Below are 24296 nucleotides of genomic sequence, written 5' to 3' on the forward strand. Positions count from 1 at the left end.
GCGTTACACCTCCTAGAAAATTCTGTAGTTCGCAAACCTGTACGCCAGGCCATACGTGATCGAAATCATGACGAAGCCGACGACGGACTTGAGCAGCCCGACTGCCGTTGCCAAGCCGTATTGCATGTCGATCAGACCCGCCCGATACACCCATGTATCGATGATGTCGCCGGTGGAATAGACGGTCGGATTGTACAGGTTGAAAATTTGGTCGAACCCCGCGTTCAGAATATTCCCCATGCTTAAGGTGCCGACCAGAACAACGACGGGCACGATGCTCGGCAGCGTGATTTGGGTCAGCCGCTTGAACTGCGAAGCCCCGTCTATGGCGGCCGCCTCGTACATCTCCGGGTTGATCGACGTGAGCGCCGAGAAGAAGATGATCGCGGCAAAACCAAACTCTTTCCAAATATCGCTCGCTACGACTAGCGCGGGGAATAGCTCCGGCTTCGCGAAGAATAGGAGCGGCTCCACGCCGAATGAGGACAGCAGCCGGTTCACCGGGCCGGTATAGGAGAAGATATCCAGCATAATGCCGGCTACGATAACCCAGGACAGAAAATGCGGCAGGTAGACCGCCGTTTGCACCGAACGGGTGAACAGCCGATGCCGCACCTCATTGAGCATAAGCGCGAAGATCAGCGGCACGATCAGATTGCCGACCATCTTGAGCAGCGCGATGAAGATCGTATTCTTGAAAATAATCCGGCTGTCGTCCAGTTCGAACATGTACCGGAAATTGTCCAGCCCGACCCATGGCGAGCGGAAGACGCCCATGCCGGCATTGAAATCCTTAAACGCCATCAGAATGCCGTGCATCGGCAAGATGTTCACGAAGAACAGCCAGAGCAGGCCAGGCAGCAGCATCAGATAATAATGTTTATAGAACGCTTTATTGCGCATGCTGTCTATCCCCTTAATCAAGTCAAGACGAGTGAACCGTGTCACCCGTCTTGAGCGTTGTTGAACGATTGCGTCTTATTTCAGTTCGTTGACTTCCTTGGTGATCTGGTCGCCGCCTTGTTCCTTCCACTTGGTCACGAACGTATCGAATTCGTCGATCGAAGCGCCGCCCATAATAATCTTCAGGAACGTCTCGTCCTCGAGCTTCTTCAGATTGGTCCACTTGGTCTGCATCGTCTGCGTCTGGGCCGTCGCCAGGCTTCTCACCCAGTTAATGTCCGCATTGATGAAGGCGGAACCGCCGTTCAAGTGCGCATAGAGATGCGAGAAGAAATCGTCGTCCTTGTTCCAGTACTGAATATCGTAGTTGTCATAAGGCTCCAGCTTCACGTCCTTGACGTGGGAGGACAGCTCATACGTAAAGCCGTAGTTCAGCTTGTCGACTTGTTCGAGCGTCATCTCGCCCTTCAATACCTTCTGCGTCGTATTGACCGCGTAGTCCAGCTGGTCGCCGTGGCCCATGATCAGGAATAACGGGATTTCCTGGCTCGTCAACTCTTTCCCTACCGCCGTCGCATAGCTCGGATCCTTCTCCGATACGTGGATGTTGAGCATTTTGATGACCGCTTCCGGGTGCTTGAACTGCTTCTTCACGACGATGAAGGTGCTGCCGGTCGCCTGGTTGGAGTTGAATTTGCCTTCCGCGTCGAGCGGGGCAACGAACGGCTTCCAGTTCGCGTTCGGGTCGTTTTTGATCGAATCGGTCAAGTTGTAAGGCGACCACCAAGGACCGAAGAAAATACCGGCTTGGCCGCTGGAGATCACTTCCTGGCTGCTCTTGCGCAGTCCGATCTCTTTGTCCAGAATGCCTTTGTCGTACCAACCCTTCATCAAGGCCAGCGCGTTCTTCGTCTCCGGCAAGATGGAGCCGTATGCCGCATTGCCGTCCTCGCCGTTCACCCAGATGCCCGGATATGCGTCATTCGCGAAGAACAACGGGGAGAAATTCATGAAGTGGTCGCTGGACGCCAGGAAGTTCGAATACAGCGAGCCGCCTTGACCCGTACCAATTATACCGATCGTGTTGTCGCCGCCCAGTTTGTTGTCCACGAACGCCTTGGCGATATTCTCGAGGTCCTCCAGCGTCTTCGGCGGCTGCAGCCTCAGCTTATCGAGCCAGTCTTGGCGAATCCAAGTCAGCGGCGCCGATGGCAACGTTGTCTCCGGAAGCGCATACAGCTTGCCGTCGAACGTGACATTATCGAGCAGTCCCGGGTTGGACTCGTAAATTTGCTTCAGTCTCTCGTTGCCGTACTTCCCGTATACCTCGGTCAGGTCGGCCAGCTGGCCCGCCTTCACCATTTGACGAACTTGGGATTCGTTCACCAGCATGGCGTCCGGCAAATCGTTGCTACCGATCGAGATGCTCACCTTCTGGTTGTAGTCCGCGATCGATGCTTCCCAGGTATGCTTCACGACAATGTTATAGGTATCCTTCAGCCAGCGGGTATAAGCGTTGTCCTCCGCCGTATCGCTGCCCTCAAACTTATAGTTGGGATCGATGGCCCGGCCGATGCCGACCTCGACCGGCTCCGGGAATTTCGCCATCGGATCGATGACGGCTTCCGCGTTCGCTCCCGTATTCGATGATGCGGAAGATTCCTGGTTATTGCCGTTCTCACTGCTGCTACAGGCGGTTAATCCCGCAACGGCCGCCACGAGTAATAGCGCCAAACCTGTTTTCGCTTTTTTCATATTAAGGCTTCCCCCTAGGTCAACTGTAATTGCTGTACAACTCGATTATAGTGAAGATGCGGCGGAAGGCGGGATAGACCACGCGACGGATTCAGGTTGAATATAGTCGGCAAAATAAAAATCCGTCCGAAAAAGTTCTACCTTGTTTCGGACGAATTTTCTACCCTGCGCGCCTTTAGGGTCTATTTTGCTTGCGATATTCGCTTGGCAGCATACCGGCATGGTCCCTGAACAGGCGGCTGAAATATTTCTCGTCGTTGTACCCGATTTGCTCCGCGATCCATTGAATCGTTTTGGTCGTGTTTCTCAGCAGCTCCTTGGCCCGCTCGATGCGCATGTCCCGCAGATAGTCCGTATAGGTCTGCCCGGTAATCTGCTTGAAACATTGGCTGAAATAGCTGCCGCTCATATTGACCAGCTGCGCCATCTCGGCCGCGCTCGCCGGCTTGTCCATCATCTGCTGCACCATGTTCATCGCCTTCGTAATGCTGGCCTGGATCTCCACCGAATATTGGGGCTTCAGGTTGGATTGGAGGAGGCGTTCCCTTGCTTCTCTCAGCCACCTCTCGAACCGGAACCAGCTGGCGAACGTATCCTCGATCTCGATCGGCTCCGTCACGATATGTTGGTACAGTTTGTTCCAATCATCGGTCAGCGTGTAGAACATTCTCGCAAGCCGAATCGGCGGAAGCCTCATCGCTTTGAGCTCTTGGATCCGCTGTTCGAAGAACACCTCATCGAAGATCCACTCCGAAGACAGCCAGCTCTGCTTGAATTCGCTAATCGAGAAGCTGGCTTCTTCTTTGTTCCTCTCCAAGACAGTTCCGCTGTCAGGGACGACGATACAGCTTCCCGCAGGATCGTAATCGTAGAACAGATCATGATTGCGGTATACCCGCAACAGGTGCATCACCGACTTGTGGTCGAGCCCGGCCAAATTGCGGAAACAAACGAGGGCTGCATCCGCTCCCGTAACGACGGACTGCGGCCGGGCGGTCCAATACCATACCCCCGCATCCGCTTCGACGGCCCCCTCCGCCAGGCTATCATCCGGCTTCGCCTCATCCCCTGCGTCTGCCAGCTTATACAGCACATACGCTTCGTCCGCTTGGCTCAAATCCCCCTTATTCGGGACCGCCGGAGCCTGAGCGGTTCCCTTCTGGCGCATCAAGGCCGCGATACGGCCAAGCACATCCTCCAGCCGTTCCTGCTCCAGCTGCGTCTTCGAGATATAGTCGACCGCTCCGAGCCGCAGCGCCTCCTGCACGTATTCGAAGCTCTGATGCAAGGTCAGCACCACGATTTGAATATGCGGATATTTCGTTCTTGTCTCGCGCATTAATTCGATTCCGGACATCACCGGCATGGAGAGATCGGTCAGCATCAAGTCCACCTTATTGCTCTCCATGAACTGCAGCGCCTTCTCCCCGTTATTCGCTTCTCCGACCACGACCATGCCGTAATCCTGCCATGGCATAAAGGTCGCAATTCCTTTACGGACGATCTTCTCATCGTCCACGATCAATACTCGAATCATCGCTCTTCAGCTCCATTCACCGGAATGATCAGCGAGACGGTCGTTCCTTTGCCAACCTCGCTCTTCAGGGAGAACCGGGCCCGTTCCCCGTAGTTGGCTTCCAGCACGCGCTTGACGTACCGCATGCCGATCCCCATCCCCATTCGCTTGCTCGCTTCCGCTTCTCCTTGCAGCAGCTGGTCGATCCTCTCTTGCGACATGCCGGCGCCGTTATCTTGAATCGTAATTTTCAATTCATCATTCAGTTGAATATTCACATGAATGTAACCGTCGTCGCTCACCCCGTGATAGAGCGAGTTCTCGACGAGCGGCTGCAGAATAAAGCGCGGAATGGTCAGCGACATCGCTTCCTCCTCCACGTCGATATCGACATCGAACCGGAAGTCATAGCGAATCTGCTGCAGCGTCAAATATTCTTTTAACGCTTCGATCTCGTCGCCGATCGTCGTCGCTTCGCCCATTTTGCCTAAATTGTAATTGAGCAGCCGGTTGAGGGAAAGCACCAGCTTGTCGATTTCTTTTTGGCCATTCATCGTCGCGAGCCAATGGACGGTATCGAGCGTGTTCATCAGAAAATGCGGATTGATCTGGTATAAGAGCTTCTCGACTTCCAGATCGGCTCTTCGCTTCTCTTTCTGCTCAATCTCCCCGTACAGATCCCAGATCTTGGTCTTCATATTGCGGATCTGGTACAGCAGATAGTCGAATTCCGGAATGTCGATCGCGTCGGTCGGTTCCTTGACGTTCGAATGGAGCAGCGATTTGATCTCCTTGTTGAACCGGTCGAGCGGACGGTAGACCATTTTCCACAGAATCCACGCGGTCAACACCGCTGCCAGCAGGAAGAATAGGAAGAAGCCGGTAATCTGCAGCAGCCATTGGTTTTTCTCGCGGTTGAGCTCATCCCTCGGAAGTACGGACACGAGACTCCACCCCTGATTGCTCATCTGGGTATACCAGGCATAGCTCCCGTAGGTGCCGGAGACCGTCTCCTGGCTGTTCCTCGGGAACGGCTGATCTTGGGGAAAGCGGTCGCCGAGTTGGCTATAGGCGATGCGATCGTCGTTGTCCAGAATAAGCAAACGGCGCTTCGAAGTCTGCCCATGGGTAGGTTCGAGAATATTTTTCAGCACGTTAAATCCCGTCTCAATATACAGATACAGGTTCTGCTCCGGCAGATTGACCTTCCGCATCGTGCTGATGACAGGCTGATTAATGGAGCGATTGATGCTTAAGTGCGGGCCGAAATAAGTAATATCCGGATACTCCGCCATGACGGGCAGCTCGCCCGGCTCGAAGCGGTTATCGCGGACGAAGAAATTCTCGAAATCATAGGTATGCGTATCCGGGGCGTAATACATGGTCAGCCCGACATTCGGATTGGAGAATACGATCACGTTCAGCTCGCTCTTGATCTCGTTGCGAAGCTGCAATTTCTCGTAGGGCTGAGTCGCGTGCTCGAGCTGTTCGATCAATTTATTCGTCCCGCCGTCGAAGGCCAGCTGCTGGGAGACGTGGTTCAAGTTATTCAGCGTGTTCTCCATCGCGAGCAGATCTTGCTCCAGCTCGCTCTTAATCGAGCTTTCCACCTTGTTCGTAATGATGGAATCGATCGTATAGAAGGACACCACCCCTAGACAAATAAACGGGATCAGGCTGCCCACGATAAAAATCGAGATGATTCTATTCTTAAAGGTGACCTGTTTAAAATCTGCGCGCAGTATATGTTTGATCATAGTTCCCCTCCCGTTCAACCATATTAACACGGCCTGCGGGTCTGTCACTATACGTTTCGACACAAGGTGAAACGCTGACGCCCTCTTGTAAAGCCGGAAGCGAATTTAGGGCCTCCCTGCCTGTCAAACGGCATTGGGAGGCCCTGCGGATCAAGTGCTATGCGAGCTTAACGAAACGATAAAGCATCGAACAAATTCAAGATGGCTTGCGCGGTTTCGCCGCGGTTGGCGTCCGAAGCAGGATCGAAGATTCCGTTTCCTTTGCCTTGCAGAAGTTCTGCGGCGATGGCTTTATTCACGCCTTCTACTGCCCATGAAGAGATATTTGAGCTATCCTCCAGATCGGCTGTTTCTTGACCGGTCGCCGCAATGGCGCTGTTCTTGTACTCATAGGCGCGAACGAGCAGTACCGCCATTTGTTCACGGGTGATTGTCGCGTTCGGATCGAATACGTTCTCCGTTATTCCCGTGACAAGTCCCGCTTCATAAGCGATCGCAACTTCCTCCGCATACCATTGGCCCGCTTGCACATCGTCGAACGGAACGGAGCTTGCGGCCTTCGTCAAGCCTAAAGCTCGCACCAGCAAGGAGGTGAATTCAGCGCGAGTCGTTTGTCCATTCGGCGTGAAGCTTGTATCGCTTGTGCCGTTGATGATATGCTTCGCCGCCAATACTTCCAGCGTCCGGGCAGCCCAGTGGTTGGAAGGCACATCAACGAATGACTTCGCGTATTCCAGCACCGCATATTTGCTTAGATGCTCAAGCGTTACCGTCACTGTGTTGTTGACAGTATCTACGCTGCCCCCTACGTATTCCCACGCTTTGCTTGCTTCATTGTAATAATAAACGCCTAGCAGGTCTTCATCGGCCTCATTGTTATAAGGCAGGGTAATTTCAACTCCGCCGCCTACATGGCTGATGTCGATGACTTGGTTGTCGTGCTTCAGCTTAAGGGTAAAGTCGTAGACCGCGCCTGCAACTTCCACGCGCGCCGCACCGCCTTGAGCTGGGGCATTCGCGATATCTCCAATAGTCACTGGCGCAAGGGTTACTTCAATGCTTGCCGCGGATGGATTCCCCGCCGCAGTCAGCCATTGCTTCAGCGCGTCCGCTTGAACCGTTAGCACCGCATCCGTTGCTTTGACCTGCAGGGATAGTCCGTCGATATCCTGTAGAGAGATGGACGTCGATGTGATGCCGCTGCCCAGCTCCACGATCGCTTTGTCTCCATCCTTAATGACGCCTGTCGGCTCTGGAGTCGATGGTGCTGGATTGCTAGGTGGATAAGGATAAGTTGACCCCGGATTGCTTGATGCCTGGCCGCGAATCGTAATCGACTTCGTTCCCACGATACCCGAACCGTCGGCTGCCGTCGCCTTCACCGTTACGGTGCCGTTGCTCACAGCAGTTAACAAACCTGATTCAGTGATCGTTGCGCTTCCCGTTCCGTTCTCGACAGACCAAGTGACCGCCTTATCCGTTGCATTGGCCGGCAGTACCTCCGCTGTCAGTTGAAGTGTACCGCCTTTGGTCGTGATCGCTTCATTGCCGCTTACCGTGATCGTTTCTACAGGTATGCCCGGAGCCTCTTCGGGAATCCAGTGAGCGTAGAGGTTGCTCGCGGAACCGGTCGACCAGTTGCCCTCGAATACTCTGACGCCGTTACGGTTGTAATATTGTTGACCCTTTCCGTCCGCGTTGGCGTAGTATCCTTGGAAATCGTATCCTTCCTTTTCAGGGCGGGTGACTCCTAGCGGCAGTTTGCCGCCGTAGGCGACCGATACGCTTGCCGTACCGCCCGACCCGCTCTGAGGATCCAGCGTTACGGTATAGGTATTCGCCGTAAAACGGGCGTAGAGGGTCAAATGGCCGACGGAGCCCACTGCAACGCTGGCGAGCTTGGAGCTCGGCAGGAATTGCGGGTCGGTAAACCAGCCATCAAAAGCATACCCTTCCTTGGGGCTCGGGTCGCTTAAGTTAAACGTCGCCGTCTCGACGGTATAGGTAGCGGGCTCGCTGCCCGGCATGACGGCGGATCCTTCACCGTCCCTATAGTCGATGATGTACGGTACAATCTCCCACTTGGCGAAGAGCGTCGTCGACGCCGTTACCGTGTCAGCGTCAAAGTCCCACGCATTCGTATAGGCCGAATCCGTGAACCATCCCGCGAACGTATAACCGTTCCTGACCGGCGTTTCCGGCGCGGCGATTGTGGCGCCTTGCTCCACGTTAGGAATGGACATCACCGGGCTGCCGCCCTGAGCATTGAACTCGACCAGATATTTGCCCTCTTCAAGCTCGATCCATCCGGCGTAGAGGGTCATCGCGTAAATCTGATCGTCGCCGAGGGTGTTGACCACCGGGGCGTCGAAATCATACTCCTGCGTGAAAGCCGAATCGGTGTACCACTTTCCGTCGAATAGATAACCGCTCCGGGTAGGGTCGGTTGTCGGCCGTGTCGCCTTTTCCCCTTCACGGACAAATTGACTTTCGATCGAGCTGCCGCCCGACGTATTGAACAACACCCCGTTGCGTCCCGGCGGGAATACGCCGCTGGCTGCGTAGCCGATATTGTTGCCTGCGGCAAAGGCCGTATCCCAGTTGGCGCGGGCGTTAGTGCCGCTATCCGTGGAGCCATTAATGTTAAAGTTGGAGGCTCCGGTGCCATAGAAATATAATTGCTCATTATTGAGCATGGAGGCGGTAATTGCCGGTTGATTGGTTTGTTGCCCGGAGTTGTTATTAAAGATGATCCCGCCTACTGCGGCCCGGGGCATTACGATTTTGTACCAATTGGTGTCGGCGCCATTGTATTTCATTCTCGTCATCGCGCCGCCTGGCCATCCGCCGAAAAGCTCGGGGTTGAAACTGTAGGCCCACACTCCGGTGCCAGCCCAGGCTTGGAAGTTCGCATTCCGGTTGATGGATAAATAAACGTTGACGTGCGTTGGCTCCTCGACCGGCGGTTCGGCCGCTTCCTCAGGCTCGATCCTCGTGTAGGTAAATGCTCTGGTGATCCAATCCCCTCCATCTACCTGGCCCACCAACGTGACGGTGATCGGATCGTTGTAGTTGGCGCTCACGACAATGGTGTCGTCATGGGCGAAGCTCACGGCGTCGCCGTTGTTAACGGCGTAGACGGCATTGGTCACATTAACGGCCGACATCCTGAGCCGGAGCTGGTTGCCGGTAAAGCTGTTGCCGGCGATCACATCGTCATCGCTTGGCAAAGCGGCCAGAATGGCGGGGGTTGCGTCCTCCCTGTCCATTAGAACCACAAGGCCGGGGTTGTTCGTGGTGTCGGTGTTGGATAGCTTGGCAGGGTTTCCGGGGATGGTCCCGCTGATCCTGCCATTCGATACGGTGAAGACGTTGGACGGATTCAGCGCGTCCACATAGAAGCCATCCTTCAAGAATTTCACCGGCACACTGCCCAGAACACGGTCGGTTGTACTGGTGTTCAGCAACACCGCGCCTCCGCCGTCCGCGACTGTGCCGCGCTCGATCATGACGGCATTGTTGCCGAGGCTGAGTAGATTCTCGTCCCGTCCCGCCATCTCGTTGTGGAACTTGTTGACGGCCACGACTTCGGGATGGCTCCACTGGGGCCGGTTATTGTCTACGTTGTCCGCGGTCAGCACGCTGGTTCTCTGGCTCCCGTCGGCGTTGACATTACGGGCAAAGAAGAGCGGGGAAGCGTCCTTGCGGGCGGCAACCATGGCCCAGCCCTGTCTGACCTGCTTCGGGCTGAAGCTTAAGGATTCTCCTTCATTGTTGTAGGTATCATGGGATTCCACCCAAGGGACCAGCCGATCCGCTGTCAGACCCTCGGCCGCATAATCCGCCCATTTGTCGAGACGGCCGACGTCTCCTAGCTCGAGAACGCTGCGTACATCATGTCCGTACTTGGAAGCGGTCAGGTCGATATACTTGGCATACCCGGCCATCCTGTCGTTGTTAGGGTCTCCCCCTTGCAGCACCTCGCCGTACTGGAAGTTCTCCTTGCCTTTCTCCTCCAAGTAGGCTTTGGCGGCGCCGGTCACATTCTTCACGAAATCCCCATTGAACTCCCCATCGGGATATCGCTCATTCGTTGCGCCAGCGGCAATGCTCGCCGGGGAAGGCACGTCGTCGTCCAGCTCGATGTGCTTGATGGCGTCATAACGGAAGCCGCTCGCGCCAGCGTCGATCATATCCTTTAAGTACGCGATGAAGGAATCTTGAACGAACGCGGATTGCGTGCTCAGATCTCTCAGTCCGCTGATCATGTTCGGCTGGGTCAGTAGAAATCGGTCATTATAACCTACGCTGCTGCTCACATTGTGGAAATGGGTATTATCATTCCACGGGGCATCCGAGTTGCCGGTGCTGCCCATGTGGTTAGCTACCACGTCAACGATGACCTTGATGCCGAGCGCTTCGGCGGCGGCAGTCAGGCTGACAAGCGCGTCCCTGTCGCCGTATCTGTTGCCGTTGCCGCCAGCAATCATATTCTTGGGCTGATAGGCAAAATACCAGTTGGTCCCGGATGCGCTGCCCATGACGGGCGAGGTCTGGATCGCCGTGTACCCCGCGTCAGCGATGGCCTGCAGATTTTCCTCGATAACGCTTAAATTCCAGTCAAAGGCATGCAAGATAACACCATCCCGGATGCGTTCCGGGGTGGCGCCGCCCGCTGCGGAGGCCTCCGCCGTTACCGGCACATCCGGCGAAGATTCGGCCAGGGTCGTCGTCGGCAAGACGACCGAGGCCATCAGCACCAGAGCGAGAAGCAGACTTAGGAAACGTTTGACGTTCAGTTGATTGGTTCGTTTCATGGAAAGGTTTAGTCTCCTTATGGATAGAATGATCCTCATAAAATTGCGATGATTTGCAGCTCACTGACATTTAGCCACGCACATGACCACCTCGTCATAAACCATCGGTTGTAACCGCATTCAAAATAGGCTATACGATTACCGCCGCTTTGCCTCGATCCCCCCAATTCTTCACCGACATTTGCACCCAACCCCTTGTGAATGTATTCCCTCCTTAACTGTACCACTACTGCCATTTTTCCAAGTTAGAGATTGGTTGCGAGTGTGGACGATTATTATGAAAGAAAAAATGCCGCCTACGAAGATTATCTATCTTCTTTTCATTCGAGTATCTAACCCTTATAAAAAATAAACCGACTTCTATCACTTGATAGAAAGGCTTCCTTCGCGAAATCGTAGATAAAGAAAAAAGGCAACCCAGGATTTCAAACCTGGATTGCCTTAGACGTTGCTAACTGCCGCGCACCCAATAGGATGATCATTTGAAAGGCGCTAAGTCTTGATGACGGACCGGAAAGCTTGCTCGATATCCTCAATTAGCGTCTGCGGATCCTCCAGTCCGATGTACAAACGGGCTACCGAAGGGTTATTCCCCGCCAAATTACGGTTAGCCGGCGTTTCGCCGACCGTCACCAGGCTCTCGAAACCGCCCCAACTGACACCGATCCGAAAGTAACGCAAGGCGTCCGCCCATTTCTTCAGCAAAGCTACCGACACCTGCGTCTCGAAGGAAAATAGGCTGCCGTAGCCGTCCAATTGCTTGCGTGCAAGAGCGTGCTGCGGATGCGAAGGCAGACCAGGATGATTTACCCGGTTCACAAGCGGGTGTTTATCCATATATTCCGCGACGATTAAGCCATTCCGCTGATGTCTCTCCATCCGCAACGGCAGCGTTCGCAGGCCCCTTATCATGAGGGAGGCTGTATGCGGAGTCATTACGCCCCCAAACAACATATACCCTTTATTGGCAATTTCGTCGATCAGGTACGCGCGCCCTGCCACGACACCTCCCAAGCAATCGCTATGGCCGGAGAAATACTTGGTCATCGAGTGAAGTACAAGATCGATCCCCCAAGTTAGCGGACGCTGGAAGCATGGCGTCGCCCAGCTGCTATCAATCATCGTCAGAACCCCCGCCGTTTTCGCAAGCGTCGCGACCTCCTCCAGATCCTGCAGCTGGAACAATCCGGATGTCGGGCTCTCCAGATAGATCAGACGCGTGTTCGGCCGCAAAGCGTCTTCGAAGTCGGCTAACAGACATCCGTCGACATAGGTAACTTCGACCCGATACCGTTCAGACAATTCGTCCAGAAACTGCCTCGTCGGACCGTAGGCTTGATTGACGCAGATCACATGATCGCCCGATCGTAAGAGAGCGTGTAAGGAGCCGGCTATGGCAGCCATCCCCGATGCGAAGCAGCGTGCCTGCTCGGCTGCTTCCAAATCAGCGATTTTGCTCTCCAAATATTGCACCGTCGGGTTATTGCCTCGGGAATAAACGTTGGCGGCCAATACGTCCTGCATGGCAAGTTCGAACGATTCATAGTTTTCGAACGCGAACAGACTGTTTTGATAGATCGGGATAGTCACTGCGCCGTAGTGCTTCGTATCCACTACATCATGCGACACCTTGGTGTGCAGCCCTTGATCCATTTGTTTTCTCTCCATATGCATACATTCCTTTGTTTGTGTCATTCCTTTGCATGGGTTATTCCATCGCTAGCCTTTCTCGGCGCCTTGTGTCAGTCCTTCCACGATAAACCGCTGAGCGAACGCAAACAGAACGACGGTCGGAATCACGGACAATACGGTGCCGGCGGACATCGAACCCCAATCCACGTCGAACTTCATAACGAAGGAGTTCATCGCTACGGGAAGCGTCTTCAGGCTTTCGTCGTCAATAAACATGACCGCCATAAACAGCTCGTTCCAATTTTGTACGAATGCAAAAATAAAAGTCGATGCGATTCCTGGCAGCATCACCGGAATGATTACCCGGATCAGAGCCGTCAATCGGGAGCACCCATCAATCATCGCCGCTTCCTCCAAACTGCACGGGATGCGCTGGAAGAAGCCTCTCAGCATAATGGTTGAGAAAGGAATAAGCATGACCGTGTAAGCAAGGAGCAAGGAGAGCCGGTTATTGATCAAGTTCATGTCCGACATCAATAGATAAAGCGGCGCTAGCGAAATAAAACCGGGCAGCATTTGCGTCGAGAAGAAAGCCATCATAATTTGCTTATGCCCCCGGAACTGGAACCGGGCCAACACATAAGCGCTTAACGTCGCAATGCAAATGACGATAAGGGCGGCGATTACTGAAATGAGCAGACTGTTACCGATGTAGACATGAAACTTCGATACTTTAAAGATGTTGGCGTAATTTTCCAGCGTCATCTTCTCCGGCCAATATCGAATCGGCAGCGAGAAAATTTCTTTGCGAGGCTTCAGCGAAGTGATCACGATCCAATACAGCGGAAAAACCATGACCAGGAAATAAGCAGCAAGATAAAGCGTTCTCATACTAATCAGGAAGCGCGCCTTCATCTAGAAATCACCTGCCTTTTCCGACTTGGTCGCGAACAGATAAAACACGGTGTACAGCATGAGAATGATGATCATGATAACGCCGATTGCCGAGGCCATCCCGTAATCCCCGCCATAAATAATCTTCTCCAGCATGAGCGAAGAGAGAATATGGGTCGTTCCGGCAGGACCGCCATTCGTAAGGCCATAAATGATGGAAGGATCGTTGAAGATCCAGATCGCCCGGAGCAAGGTCGTTGCAATTACCGTTGGCAAAATATACGGAAACGTGACGTTAAAAAACTTGCGCAGCTCTCCGGCTCCATCCATCTCCGCCGCTTCGTATAGATCGGCGGGCACCGATTGCAGCGCGGCCAACAGCATGATCGCAAAAAAAGCGATACCGTACCAGACGTTCGCAACGATGACCGACGTCATGGCCCAATTCGGATCGGATAAAAACCCGATGCGCGTCTCAATAAGTCCCGTCCGCATGAGGAGATCGTTAATGACGCCGATCTGCGAGTTGAACATCCACTTCCAGATCAGGCCAATGAGAAAACCGGACAAGGCCCATGAATAGAAAACGAAGCCTTGATAAATGCCCCTTCCTCTGAAGTTCTTGCGCAGCGTAAGGGCAATCGACAAGCCGATCAGAAACTGCAAGGAAAGCGAAAAAAACACCCAATACGCGCTGTTTTCGAGCGCCGCAAGGAACTTCGCGTCCCGAAACGCGGTTTCAAAATTTTGCAGTCCGATAAACTGAACGTTCGTCAAATCAAACAATACATAATTTTGAAACGCCATTACTACCCCTTGCATAAAAGGATAGAACGTAAACATCAGCAGCAATATCAATGCAGGAAGCAAACTGAATAATATGTACTTTCGCTGCTTGCTCACACAATTCACCTTCCCCGCTAGTAAAATGCGGTGGGCGGTCGCACGCCCGCCCACCGCGTAGATCGGTTAGTTATTCAATTGCGCTTTCGCTTTCACCCAGTAATCGTCCCATTCTTTCAGCGTATCTTCTAAGCTCGCCTGACCCAGAAGCATCCGCTGTCCGGTTTCCATGGCGACCGTGCCCCATTGTCCGTTGGCAGGATATTGAAAAGGAGGCTTGAAGTTAACGAACGTATCTGGCTGATTCGTCATATCCAGCAATGTCTTGTAAGGTCCGCTTTGGAAAAAAGCGTCCTCCGTAGCGGATGAATGAATCGGCACCGTTCCGTGGCTCTTCGACAGCTTCGTGTTCTCTTCCGGCGAAGACAGGAAGCTGATCAGCTTCCAGGCCGCTTCCTTGTTTTTGGAATAGGAAGTGATGCCCCATCCCGCTCCGCCGGCGGAAATGAGCGCTTTGCCCTGCGGCCCCTTCGGCATCGGAGCGGTTGCCCATGTGCCTTCCTCCATGCTGTCGGTCAACGTCTGAATAACATCCGGATCCTGTAAAAGGAATGCCGTTACGCCGGATGTAAACGCTTGCACCTGTTCCTGGAATACCCAGTTAATGGAATCCGGAGGGGACCCTTCCTTATACAGCTTAACGTATTGTTCTACCGCTTCTTTCGCTTCGGGAGACGAGTAGATGGTGCCGCCATCCTTCAGGAACATCGCGTCTTCGATGTTAATCTTCTCCGAGCTGTACGACTGGATCATTGTATCCGGAACAGCGTTGGCGCCGGATCCTCCGCGGAACGAGAAGCCAAAGCGATTCTTGGAAGGGTCGGTCACCTTCACGGAAGCGTCAACCAGTTCCTGGTACGTAGTCGGAACGGCGATACCCGCTTCCTTTAGCCAGTCCGCGCGATAAAACAGCTGACGTTGATACAGTCCATTCGCAATGAAGTACAGCTTGTCGCCGACGGAAGCGACGGACTGGGCGACGGAGGTGACGGTGCCGAAGTCTTCCCAGCTTTTCGTATATTCGTTTAGCGGTTCCACGTAGCCGTTGTTCACGAATTCCGCCACGTTGAGGTCGCGAACCTCAAGCACGTCGAGCTCTTGCTTAGCGTTCAGCATCGTTCTGATTTTGTTGTCCGCCTGATCAAACGGCGGCGAGATCAGTTCCACCTTGATGTTCGGATTCTGATCCATAAACGCGTTTATGCTTTCTTGAATGATGGTCGTGCGGTTAGGGCTCGTTAAGCTTTCGATCATTCGCAGCGTGACCACCTTGTCGTCTCCCCCATTTCCGTTCTCGGATCCGGACGAGCTGCAGGCCGTCATCGTCAAACTGAGCGTTAAACCAATCATAGATACGGATAACAGTGATTTCTTCCAAGACTTTTGTCGCATTGGAATCCCCCTAAATGAGTATCATACTGTATACCTGTCTGATAGGTTTAATATAAGTGAGGCTTTTACGTGTTGTCAATATTTAAATTTTCTGTCAATAATCCCGTATTGTTTCTTCGATAACATCCATCATTTTGTTGAATTCATTTAGCGCGTGCAGCCAATCGTGTTTTGCGATTCCATCGAATAAGGTGTGGTGGAACGGGTACGTATTATCGAACAGTTCTTTCACCCCGAACGGACCGGAGAAGAACTTCTTGATCAGCTCCGATATGGAATCATACACGCTGTGAAGCAACGGATTGCCTGCGGCATCGTAAATATGCTGATGAAATTCGTAATCGATCGCCGACGTATCCAGACCTTTCTGCTTTCGTTCATCGTATTCTGCCAAGCATGCTTTCATCTCCTCGATCTTGGCGTCCGTTATTCGTCTCGCGGCCAGCTCGACAGCCTTGCCCTCCAGCGCCCTTCGAACATCCAAGATATCGAGCAAAAACGATTTTTCGTCGTCTATTTTCACTTTTCCGCTATATCGGTAAGAGCCAGAATCGCTCACGAATATGCCTTTGCCGTTAATGACCTTCACGATTTCAATCGCTTCCAAATATCGCAGCGCTTCGCGCAAAGAGGACCGGCCTACCCCAAACATTCGAACGAGCTCGTCTACGGAAGGAAGCTTGTCCCCTTCTAATAGCCCCTTGTCGGCAATATATCGGATGATTTCTTCCGACACGAGTTCGTGCATATGCTGCTTTTTGATTTTGTGAATCATATTTCAACCATCCTTTTCACCTATCAGATAGGTGAATGTTATTGAAATATCTTTGAAATGTCAACTAGCCGCGCGCTGCCGCCAAAGGGATGGCCGGTCTTGTCTTTAAACATGAAAAACTCCCCTTACAGCGGCAGGTGATATGATTTCACCTGTCTCCCGTAAGGGGAGTACACCTTCTTAATCATTCATAGCAAGCTTCAGCTCAGCGTCCCAAGTGCCTCTCGCGTGAACGGCTGCAGCTCATCCGTGCGCTCATCCCGGATCTTGGCCGCCCAAGCCGGGTCAGTCAGCAGTGCACGACCAACGGCGACAAGGTCGAACTCACCGCGCTCTAGACGTTCAATTAGGTTGTCGATGCCGGCAGCTTGCCCGCCCTTGCCCTCCTCGAACAGACTGGTGAATACGGAGTCCAGGCCGACGGAGCCGACGGTAATGGCCGGTTTCCCGGTCAGCTTCTGCGTCCAGCCGGCCAGGTTAAGGTCTGCCCCCTCGAACTCAGGCTCCCAGAAGCGGCGCGTGGAAGCATGGAAGATATCGACGCCTGCGGCGGACAGCGGTGCGAGGAAGCGCTCCAGCCCCTCTGGATTCGCCGCGAGCTTAGCGCCGTAATTAACCGGTTTCCATTGGGAGAAACGGAAGATAATCGGGAAGTCGGGGCCGACTGCCGTTCGCACCGCCTCAATAACCTCCACCGCGAAACGGGTACGGCCAACTAAGTCGCCGCCATACTTATCCGTGCGCTTGTTGGTGACGTCCCAGAAAAACTGGTCAATGAGGTAGCCGTGCGCACCGTGAATTTCCACTGCATCAAACCCGATTCGCTTCGCGTCGGCTGCTGCCTGGGCATAAGCCTGTACGAGACCGCTAATCTCCTCGGCCGTCAAAGGCTCGGATACCTTCTCGCCGGTCAGGCTCAGGCCCGACGGCCCAATCGGGTCGACATTTGAATCCGGGAATGTTTTTCGATCGCGGGCTGTGCCGGTATGCCAGATCTGCGGAGCGATTTTCCCGCCGGCTTGATGCACTTCCTGGACGACGCGCGACCATCCATCCAGCGCTTCCTTCCCGTAAAAGTGAGGTATGCCGTGGTCAGCGGCCGCAGCCGGATGGTTAATAACTGTTCCTTCAGTAATGATAAGGCCGACGGCATTTTCCGCCCTCCGGCGGTAATATCCGGCCACGTCGGGACCCGGTACGCCGTTCGGAGAAAAGGAGCGGGTCATAGGGGCCATGACAATACGATTTTCCAACTTCAGATTACCTTCCTCAAAAGGCTTGAACAAAGCCGCTGCTGTTTTGGATATCGTCATCTCATTCTCTCCTCCTGCAAAATAATGTGCTCGGCAGATTCTCGTTCATCTTCTCCGGCTCCCGCAGCCAGCAAAGGATGTTGAGACGCGTCTCATTAGAAAGAGCCTTCAGTATCGTAAGCATATATTCGTTTTTCAATACTCGATACCCATTTTAGTTGATTTGTTCCCAGTATATCAAAAGTACCTCTCATGAGAAATACGATAAACGCATTTGGTTCTAAACAGGCAATCTGCGTGCATGATGACGCGAACAACCGACATGTCTACGCACCGCTTCGTATGCAAGGATATTGGCTATCGTAGACACGGGAGGACCTTTAAAAAGGACACTCAACAGTGTTGAGTGCCCTTGTGATCCGCCTATTATCCTGACCTATGAACAGAAACTGATGTAACCATTATTGTTGTGCCTCATACCATTGGCTGCTTCGTCGATTCGAAATTCAAGTTTCCTGCTTGATTGACTCCAATTCCCGCACTTGAATAGGGGATAAGTTCTTCTCAATATCGGCACGGCTGTCTTCAAACCATGCTGGCAGCATTAATTTTTCGCCTAGGCGATCTTGAGGCTCGTCGTTTGCGAACCCTGGCGGATCTGTCGCGATTTCAAACAAGATACCGCCTGGCTCACGAAAATAGATCGCATGGAAATACTGTCGGTCAATAATCGGCGTAGGATAAAATCCGCTTTTTTCCACATGGCTTCTCCAAGCCTCATGGTCTTCAAAATCTTTGGCTCGCCACGCGATATGGTGAACGGTGCCGGCGCCGGAGATCCCCCATCCCATAGACTCCTTATTCAGGTCAATGATGTTGCCGATATCCCCTTCTGCCTTATAGCGGATAAAGTCGTCATCCTCCCCTACCTTGTCAAACCCTAAGACGTGCTCAAGAACTTCCATGCTCTTGGAAGATGCCGTGCTGTATAGCACCGCGCCGCCAAATCCTTTGATCGCCTTATCCGTAGGAATGCCTCCGAATGACCACGCATTGAGAGCTCCGCCTTCACGTTCAACAATCTCTAACTGCAGACCATCAGGATCTGCAAATTCGATATAGTTCTCCGAGAAACGGCTGCATTCTGAGAAAGGAACATCTAACGCCGTGAGACGTGCTTTCCAGAAATCGAGCGCGCCTATTGGTACGACGTATGTTGTTATCCCTACTTGTCCTCCGCCGATGCGGCCCTTACGAGAAGATTCATGCGGGAAGAACGTAATAATCGTTCCAGGGCTGCCTTTTTCATTGCCAAAATACAAATGGTATACTTCTGGCGCGTCAAAGTTAATGGTTTTTTTTACGAGCCGAAGACCCAGGACGCCCGCATAAAAATCCACATTGCGCTGAGGATCCTTCACAAAGCAAGTAATATGATGGATCCCTGCTGTTTTCTGTATCCTATTATCCATCTTTCTCAAGCCCCTTCCGCTGGATTTTCCGATCATGCGAATCGCTGAACATACTCCTGATTCCAATCATAGAGACATGAGCAACAGCGAACAATACCATTTTCTCTATACTTGCATAGCCCATTTCCTATAGCTGAGAGCCCATTTGGTTGCCATATAAAAAAGCCCTGGAATATTCCAAGGCTTCTTGCGGATTACCCTAAAAATGATTTCAACATCCATACATGCTTCTCGAGCGAGTAATGAATGGCCAATAACATATCTCCGGTTGTCTCGTCGCCCTCACGATTAGCGATGCCCATACCTTCTTTAAGCTCTTGGACAATCGTTCCAAAATCAGCGACAAGGGTGCGGACCATCTCCGTCGCGTTCTCATTGCCCACCGCATCTTGTACGGTTGCGGTATCAAGAACTCCTTGCAAGGTCGCTACAGGGCTGCCGCCTAATGCCAGCAGCCGCTCGGCAAGATTGTCCACGTGAAGCGCGGCTTCCGTGTACAATTCTTCAAACTTCACATGCAAAGTAAAGAACTGTTGGCCTTTGACATACCAGTGATAGTTATGGAGTTTGGTGAACAGAAGACTCCAGTTCGCGATCTGCGTATTCAGCACTTCATTAAGCTTGTCCGACATCGAATGTCCCTCTCTCATTTAGCATTAAATTCCAGGACACACTATATCACACCGAACAAACGCCTGTATATGCGGTTTGTTCATTATAAGAAAATGCTATGGGAGACATAGAAAGATCGATATTGATCGTGCGGATTGCCTTTTATACGATTGTGTTATATCCATCACCCTATATAAAAGGAAAGCGAAGTGTTAAGCATGGCTAAAGTAACAGTCGGAACAGAGAACGGGCAACCCGTTGAGTTGTATTTTGAGGATCTTGGCACAGGCAAGCCCGTCATTTTAATCCATGGCTGGCCGCTGAGCGGGCGCTCGTGGGAGAGTCAAGTTCCGGCGCTTATCGATGCCGGTTATCGCGTGATTACGTATGACCGCCGCGGATTCGGACAGTCCTCCCAGCCTTGGAACGGTTACGACTACGATACGTTCGCGCAGGATCTCGATAAGCTGATTACGCATCTCGACCTAGAGGACGTCACGCTGGTCGGATTTTCGATGGGTGGCGGAGAGGTCGCACGTTACGTTGGCACATACGGAACAAGCCGCGTCAAAAAAGCCGTGCTCGCCGCAGCGGTTCCTCCGTTCTTTTATAAATCTGCCGAACATCCGGAAGGCGGTCTGGATGAAGCCGCGATACAGGGCTTCCAAGACGGTTTGAAAAAAGACCGCGTCGCCTTCCTTGACGGCTTCGCCCACAATTTCTTTAAGGCAGGGGACCGCACCGACCTGGTCAGCGAATCCTTCCGTGCTTACAACGTCGATATCGCCTCTTATGCTTCGCCAAAGGGGACGCTGGATTGCACGGATGCCTTCGGACGGACGGATTTCCGCGGCGATTTGGCCAAATTCGATATTCCGCTGCTCGTTATTCATGGCGATTCCGATGCGATCGTGCCGCTTGAGGTAAGCGGTCAACTTTCCCACGAAGCTGTCGCAGGCAGCCAACTCGTGGTCATTGAAGGCGGTCCGCATGGTCTGAACGCGACTCACCCTGAACAATTCAATGACGCTTTGATTCGCTTCCTTAAATCGAACGCATAGGCAATGTACATAGCAGGGATTAGCAGGTGAGAACCGTGACCCATAAGAAGAATACTTGGACTATTCACTTTCTTGTGGGTCGCAGGGTTCCGCTTCGTTCAGCGCAATCGGGGTTCAACCTTCTGCCTGCGTTGGTTTCGGAATTCCAGCGCCGTAATGCCTTCGGTATCTTTGAATAGTCTCGTAAAATGCTTCACATTCTCGAATCCAACCTGCTCACTAATTTCGTACACCTTCAAATCGGAATGCACCAACAGTTCCTTCGCCTTGTCGAGCCTTAACCGGCGCACATAGTTCGAGAAACTCTCCCCGCTATATTCTTGGAAAGCCTGGCTGAAATAGGAGTAATTGAGCGAGAAATGATTGGACACGACCGCCATGTTCAGATCGTTGGCATAATGCGTCTGCAAGTAGGCGACAACTTTCTGCATCGTATTGGGTTCCGTCGGCGCTTTCTCTCCCCGATCTTGAATAAACCGATCCAGACGATCAAGAAGCTGCTCGACGGCTATGTAATAATCTTCGAATCGATCAAAGTTCCCGATGTGTCCAACATGGGCGTACGTCCTTAATAGACCAAGCACCTTGTGCCCGTAGATACGGAACAATTCGTCGAACAGCTCCTCGTTCAGCAGCTGGCTAATACGTTCCAGATAGCCGATCTCGCAGCTGCTAATGACGCGAACATCGAGAATTCGATCGAGAAGCTGTTTGATTTCATCCCCGCGTCCCATTCCGATGAGATTCAATAATCGTCGAATCAACGCCACAGGAACGATATGCCGCTCATTGCGTTCACTTATGCTGGCGTAGTCCAGTACATCGCGTTCCGGCAGCAAAATACGGTATTTCAAGGTTTGCTTCGCTTGACTGTATGCCCACCTTATCTGCTCCAGCCCTTGAACGGAATCGCTTATCGCAATCCGCAGCTGCGACTCGGATCCCCTCAGCCGTTCCGCCAACCGGTAGAACATTACCGGATCGCGGGCAATCAAGATGGTTCCGCCTTCTCCATCACGCGTGAGCAGCCAATCCCCATCCCCCTGGAACAACTCATTGATTTGATTCTTGAAAAATGCGGCATCCGATCGGCTAACTTGTGATCCCGCGCCACTTTGCGTTAGCAAGCCCAACGTATATCCTGCGTCCAGCCAGCTTAAGCCGGCCTTGTCCGGCGTTAGCGCATCCCCCACATCCTTCTGGGTCAAATGCAGCGTAACCAGCTCGGCAGCAGAAAGACTAGCCTCTTCGTCCGCTGCGTCCGCTCGTTCTTCTCTCATCCTAATCTCAAGCATGATTCGCTCTAGGACGGCGAACAATTCCCCTCGCTTCACAGGCTTGATGAGATAATCCTTCACAGCGCAGCGGATCGCTTTTTGCGCATAGGCGAAATCATTATAGCCCGACAGCAGGACAACCTCGGGTTTAACCGGGTGGTCTTGCAGCTGCTCGAGCAGTTCGATTCCATCCATAATCGGCATTCGGATATCCGTGAACATAATATCCGCGGGTTCCTGGCGAAGCAGCTCCAGCGCCTCTTGTCCATTCTCCGCGAATCGGTAACGGAACAGATAAGGAAACTGCCGCTCGATGACCGATTGCAGACCCTTCCGAATGATCTTCTCGTCGTCGACGATCAGCAAGCTAATCATAGATGTCCGCCCCTCCTCCCATGACCCGATAGGGCAAAGTCATGATTACGCGCGTATAGCTTCCTTCCGCACTTTCGATTCGAATCCCGTATTCCACCCCATAGCTCATCACCAATCGTTGATCGACATTACGCAGGCCGATCCCATTGCTGTCCTGGTTGTCTTTGCGAACGAATGATTGCCGTGCATGCTGATAAGCGGACTCTTCCATACGCAGCATTCGATTCAACAAGCCTACCTTCTCTTCCGGTATACCGCAGCCGCTGTCCGTAATCTCGATGACGCAAGCTTGATCACGCATGGCGGCGGAGATCGTAAGGAGAAGCTTGCCGTCGCTGGAGTGCATGCGGCGCATCCCATGTTTGATCGCATTCTCGACAGTGGGCTGCAGTGACATTTTGAGCGACTCCTGCTTCAGACATTCCGGTGCGATCGACAATCGGAGATCAAGTCTTCCATCATACCGGATGTTCATGATGGATACGTAATTCTCGACCTGCTGAATCTCGTCGCTGAGCATCACGTGATCCCGATTCCATTCCATGGAATACCGCATCATGCTGCCTAGCGAGGTCATGATGTCCGATATCAAGTACTGCTCTTCAATCTCCGCCAGCGCCTTGACGTTCTCCAGCGTATTGTAGAGAAAGTGGGAATCGATCTGGTTCTTCAGCGCCCGAAGCTCGGCTTCTTTGCCTGCCGCCTGCCTCGCTGCCTGCTCTTGAATAAGCTCGTTGATCTTTAGAATGAGCCTGCGATAATGATATCCGAGCTCTCCTACCTCATCAGTACCGTTAATCGCCGGCAGTTCGACGTTGAAGTTACCGCTTCTTACCTGCTGCATCGATTCTCTTAACGCTTTAAGCCTGCGCAAAATCATCGCTTGCATCGAATAAGACAGCAGTACGAGAAATGCCGCCAATAACGAAATAAGAACGATATAACGAACTCTCGAATGGTTAATGTCTTTCATCGTGTCGGCAAGGCTAACCATATTGACCAGATGGACGTCGATCGACGGTATGTAGCTCTGCAAGGCCAAGTAGGACTGCCCGTTAACCTTGAACCGTACCGTCTGGCGATCTGCGTTACTCGTCAGCTTCACGCTGTTCATCAGTTCCTCCGCGCCGTGCTGCCCGAACACGGGCGAATCCTTCAAGCTGAAGAGCTGTCCGTCCCTTGCGACGATGATCAGCTGGGAGTTCGTGTCCTGTACAGCGCTGAACGTTCGAGAGAAGAAATTCGATACCGTCATCGAGATCTCCAGAATCCCATTATGCGTTGCATTGTCCGGAAATTTGTATTCCTGCAAGTACGTCATGAAGGGTTCGTCAGACGATGGCTCGGATGGCAAGCCGGTGAGACCGACATCTCCCTGTATCTCCCACCATGGCATACCGCTGTTCCTCATCACGCCATCATGCCAAGACTTGTCTTGAATGCGCGACTCCTGCAGGATGACCGGCCAAATTTCATTCACATGAAGATTGTCCGTGAACAACCGGACATTCGCAATTCGAGGATTGTTGTACAGAAAATATTGAAAGCTGTTGACCACGACTTTCTTAATATGAAGAACATACGCCGCATCTTGCGTTTGTTGGATTTGCAAATATTTGTTCATCTCTCGATTGGATAACGCAAGCTGCGCGGTCCATCCCATCAGCTCGATGTTATTCTCGATGTTGATCTTCTCCACCTCAAGCACGTTCTCGTTGTTCTTCATCAGTTCTTTCATGGTCTTGGCGGACTCTTCATTGAGCGTATACCAAGAGAATAGAACAACCGGTATGAAGATTACGAGCACGAACGACAGAATCAGTTTGACTTGAAGCGAAAGGCTAAACATAAAAGCACGTGTCCCCAATAACCAACGGATTACCGCGCGTCCCATCCCTATCT

General features: G+C 52.6%; 16 protein-coding genes. 1 reads left to right on the forward strand and 15 read right to left on the reverse strand.

Translation table 11 applies throughout. From position 1 onward, the window contains the following. Positions 1-12 precede the first annotated feature (12 nt). The 13 genes from FHS18_RS00135 to FHS18_RS00195 all read right to left on the reverse strand — a co-directional run bounded on the left by FHS18_RS00135 (position 13) and on the right by FHS18_RS00195 (position 19701). Positions 13-903, reverse strand: coding sequence for an ABC transporter permease (locus FHS18_RS00135; RefSeq protein WP_183595737.1), 891 nt, complete (start codon positions 901-903; stop codon positions 13-15). A 75-nt stretch (positions 904-978) separates the two neighbouring features. Further along, positions 979-2658, reverse strand: a complete 1680-nt coding sequence (locus FHS18_RS00140) for an extracellular solute-binding protein (protein ID WP_183595738.1) — start codon at positions 2656-2658, stop codon at positions 979-981. Positions 2659-2833: 175 nt separating this feature from the next. Beyond that, entirely contained in the window at positions 2834-4195 is a 1362-nt protein-coding gene (locus tag FHS18_RS00145; protein ID WP_183595739.1) for a response regulator transcription factor, read from the reverse strand. Then, entirely contained in the window at positions 4192-5931 is a 1740-nt protein-coding gene (locus FHS18_RS00150; RefSeq protein WP_183595740.1) for a sensor histidine kinase, read from the reverse strand. Before FHS18_RS00150 ends, FHS18_RS00145 begins: the two co-directional genes overlap by 4 nt. A 167-nt stretch (positions 5932-6098) precedes the next feature. Continuing rightward, complete coding sequence (locus FHS18_RS00155; protein WP_183595741.1) at positions 6099-10748, reverse strand: InlB B-repeat-containing protein; 4650 nt, start codon at positions 10746-10748, stop codon at positions 6099-6101. A 492-nt stretch (positions 10749-11240) separates the two neighbouring features. Continuing rightward, positions 11241-12416, reverse strand: a complete 1176-nt coding sequence (locus tag FHS18_RS00160) for a trans-sulfuration enzyme family protein (protein ID WP_246427379.1) — start codon at positions 12414-12416, stop codon at positions 11241-11243. A 51-nt stretch (positions 12417-12467) separates the two neighbouring features. Then, entirely contained in the window at positions 12468-13295 is an 828-nt protein-coding gene (locus tag FHS18_RS00165; RefSeq protein ID WP_183595743.1) for a carbohydrate ABC transporter permease, read from the reverse strand. After that, positions 13296-14081, reverse strand: coding sequence for a carbohydrate ABC transporter permease (locus FHS18_RS00170; RefSeq protein WP_246427380.1), 786 nt, complete (start codon positions 14079-14081; stop codon positions 13296-13298). A 162-nt stretch (positions 14082-14243) separates the two neighbouring features. Further along, a complete protein-coding gene (locus FHS18_RS00175; protein WP_183595747.1) occupies positions 14244-15569 on the reverse strand; it encodes an ABC transporter substrate-binding protein in 1326 nt (441 codons plus the stop codon). Positions 15570-15663: 94 nt separating this feature from the next. Continuing rightward, the gene (locus FHS18_RS00180) at positions 15664-16344 is read right to left on the reverse strand and encodes a FadR/GntR family transcriptional regulator (protein WP_183595749.1); all 681 of its coding nucleotides are present in this window, start codon (positions 16342-16344) and stop codon (positions 15664-15666) included. A 200-nt stretch (positions 16345-16544) separates the two neighbouring features. Continuing rightward, positions 16545-17657, reverse strand: coding sequence for an NADH:flavin oxidoreductase (locus FHS18_RS00185; RefSeq protein ID WP_183595751.1), 1113 nt, complete (start codon positions 17655-17657; stop codon positions 16545-16547). Positions 17658-18103: 446 nt separating this feature from the next. Next, positions 18104-19069 (reverse strand): ring-cleaving dioxygenase, encoded by a 966-nt coding sequence (locus FHS18_RS00190; RefSeq protein ID WP_183595753.1) that lies wholly within the window; start codon positions 19067-19069, stop codon positions 18104-18106. 194 nt (positions 19070-19263) lie between these two features. Beyond that, the gene (locus FHS18_RS00195; RefSeq protein ID WP_183595754.1) at positions 19264-19701 is read right to left on the reverse strand and encodes a Dps family protein; all 438 of its coding nucleotides are present in this window, start codon (positions 19699-19701) and stop codon (positions 19264-19266) included. Positions 19702-19899: 198 nt separating this feature from the next. On the opposite strand from FHS18_RS00195, the gene FHS18_RS00200 reads away from it, so the two are divergent. Further along, on the forward strand, positions 19900-20742 hold the full coding sequence (locus tag FHS18_RS00200; protein ID WP_183595756.1) for an alpha/beta fold hydrolase: 843 nt from the start codon (positions 19900-19902) through the stop codon (positions 20740-20742). 98 nt (positions 20743-20840) lie between these two features. Here the strand turns inward: FHS18_RS00200 and FHS18_RS00205 are convergent, their stop codons facing one another. Together FHS18_RS00205 and FHS18_RS00210 are read right to left on the reverse strand one after the other, a co-directional pair. Beyond that, entirely contained in the window at positions 20841-22394 is a 1554-nt protein-coding gene (locus FHS18_RS00205) for a response regulator (protein WP_183595758.1), read from the reverse strand. After that, entirely contained in the window at positions 22387-24288 is a 1902-nt protein-coding gene (locus FHS18_RS00210) for a histidine kinase (RefSeq protein ID WP_183595760.1), read from the reverse strand. Before FHS18_RS00210 ends, FHS18_RS00205 begins: the two co-directional genes overlap by 8 nt. Positions 24289-24296: the final 8 nt, after the last annotated feature.

This window comes from Paenibacillus phyllosphaerae, from assembly GCF_014192105.1.
Lineage (GTDB): Bacteria > Bacillota > Bacilli > Paenibacillales > Paenibacillaceae > Paenibacillus_Z > Paenibacillus_Z phyllosphaerae.

Excerpts from the sequence above, each read along its gene's own strand:
- FHS18_RS00135 (WP_183595737.1), bottom strand. The coding sequence starts at position 903 with ATGCGCAATAAAGCGTTCTATAAACATTATTATCTGATGCTGCTGCCT.
- FHS18_RS00140 (WP_183595738.1), bottom strand. The coding sequence starts at position 2,658 with ATGAAAAAAGCGAAAACAGGTTTGGCGCTATTACTCGTGGCGGCCGTT.
- FHS18_RS00145 (WP_183595739.1), bottom strand. The coding sequence starts at position 4,195 with ATGATTCGAGTATTGATCGTGGACGATGAGAAGATCGTCCGTAAAGGA.
- FHS18_RS00150 (WP_183595740.1), bottom strand. The coding sequence starts at position 5,931 with ATGATCAAACATATACTGCGCGCAGATTTTAAACAGGTCACCTTTAAG.
- FHS18_RS00155 (WP_183595741.1), bottom strand. The coding sequence starts at position 10,748 with ATGAAACGAACCAATCAACTGAACGTCAAACGTTTCCTAAGTCTGCTT.
- FHS18_RS00160 (WP_246427379.1), bottom strand. The coding sequence starts at position 12,416 with ATGGAGAGAAAACAAATGGATCAAGGGCTGCACACCAAGGTGTCGCAT.
- FHS18_RS00165 (WP_183595743.1), bottom strand. The coding sequence starts at position 13,295 with ATGAAGGCGCGCTTCCTGATTAGTATGAGAACGCTTTATCTTGCTGCT.
- FHS18_RS00170 (WP_246427380.1), bottom strand. The coding sequence starts at position 14,081 with ATGGCGTTTCAAAATTATGTATTGTTTGATTTGACGAACGTTCAGTTT.
- FHS18_RS00175 (WP_183595747.1), bottom strand. The coding sequence starts at position 15,569 with ATGCGACAAAAGTCTTGGAAGAAATCACTGTTATCCGTATCTATGATT.
- FHS18_RS00180 (WP_183595749.1), bottom strand. The coding sequence starts at position 16,344 with ATGATTCACAAAATCAAAAAGCAGCATATGCACGAACTCGTGTCGGAA.
- FHS18_RS00185 (WP_183595751.1), bottom strand. The coding sequence starts at position 17,657 with ATGACGATATCCAAAACAGCAGCGGCTTTGTTCAAGCCTTTTGAGGAA.
- FHS18_RS00190 (WP_183595753.1), bottom strand. The coding sequence starts at position 19,069 with ATGGATAATAGGATACAGAAAACAGCAGGGATCCATCATATTACTTGC.
- FHS18_RS00195 (WP_183595754.1), bottom strand. The coding sequence starts at position 19,701 with ATGTCGGACAAGCTTAATGAAGTGCTGAATACGCAGATCGCGAACTGG.
- FHS18_RS00200 (WP_183595756.1), top strand. The coding sequence starts at position 19,900 with ATGGCTAAAGTAACAGTCGGAACAGAGAACGGGCAACCCGTTGAGTTG.
- FHS18_RS00205 (WP_183595758.1), bottom strand. The coding sequence starts at position 22,394 with ATGATTAGCTTGCTGATCGTCGACGACGAGAAGATCATTCGGAAGGGT.
- FHS18_RS00210 (WP_183595760.1), bottom strand. The coding sequence starts at position 24,288 with ATGGGACGCGCGGTAATCCGTTGGTTATTGGGGACACGTGCTTTTATG.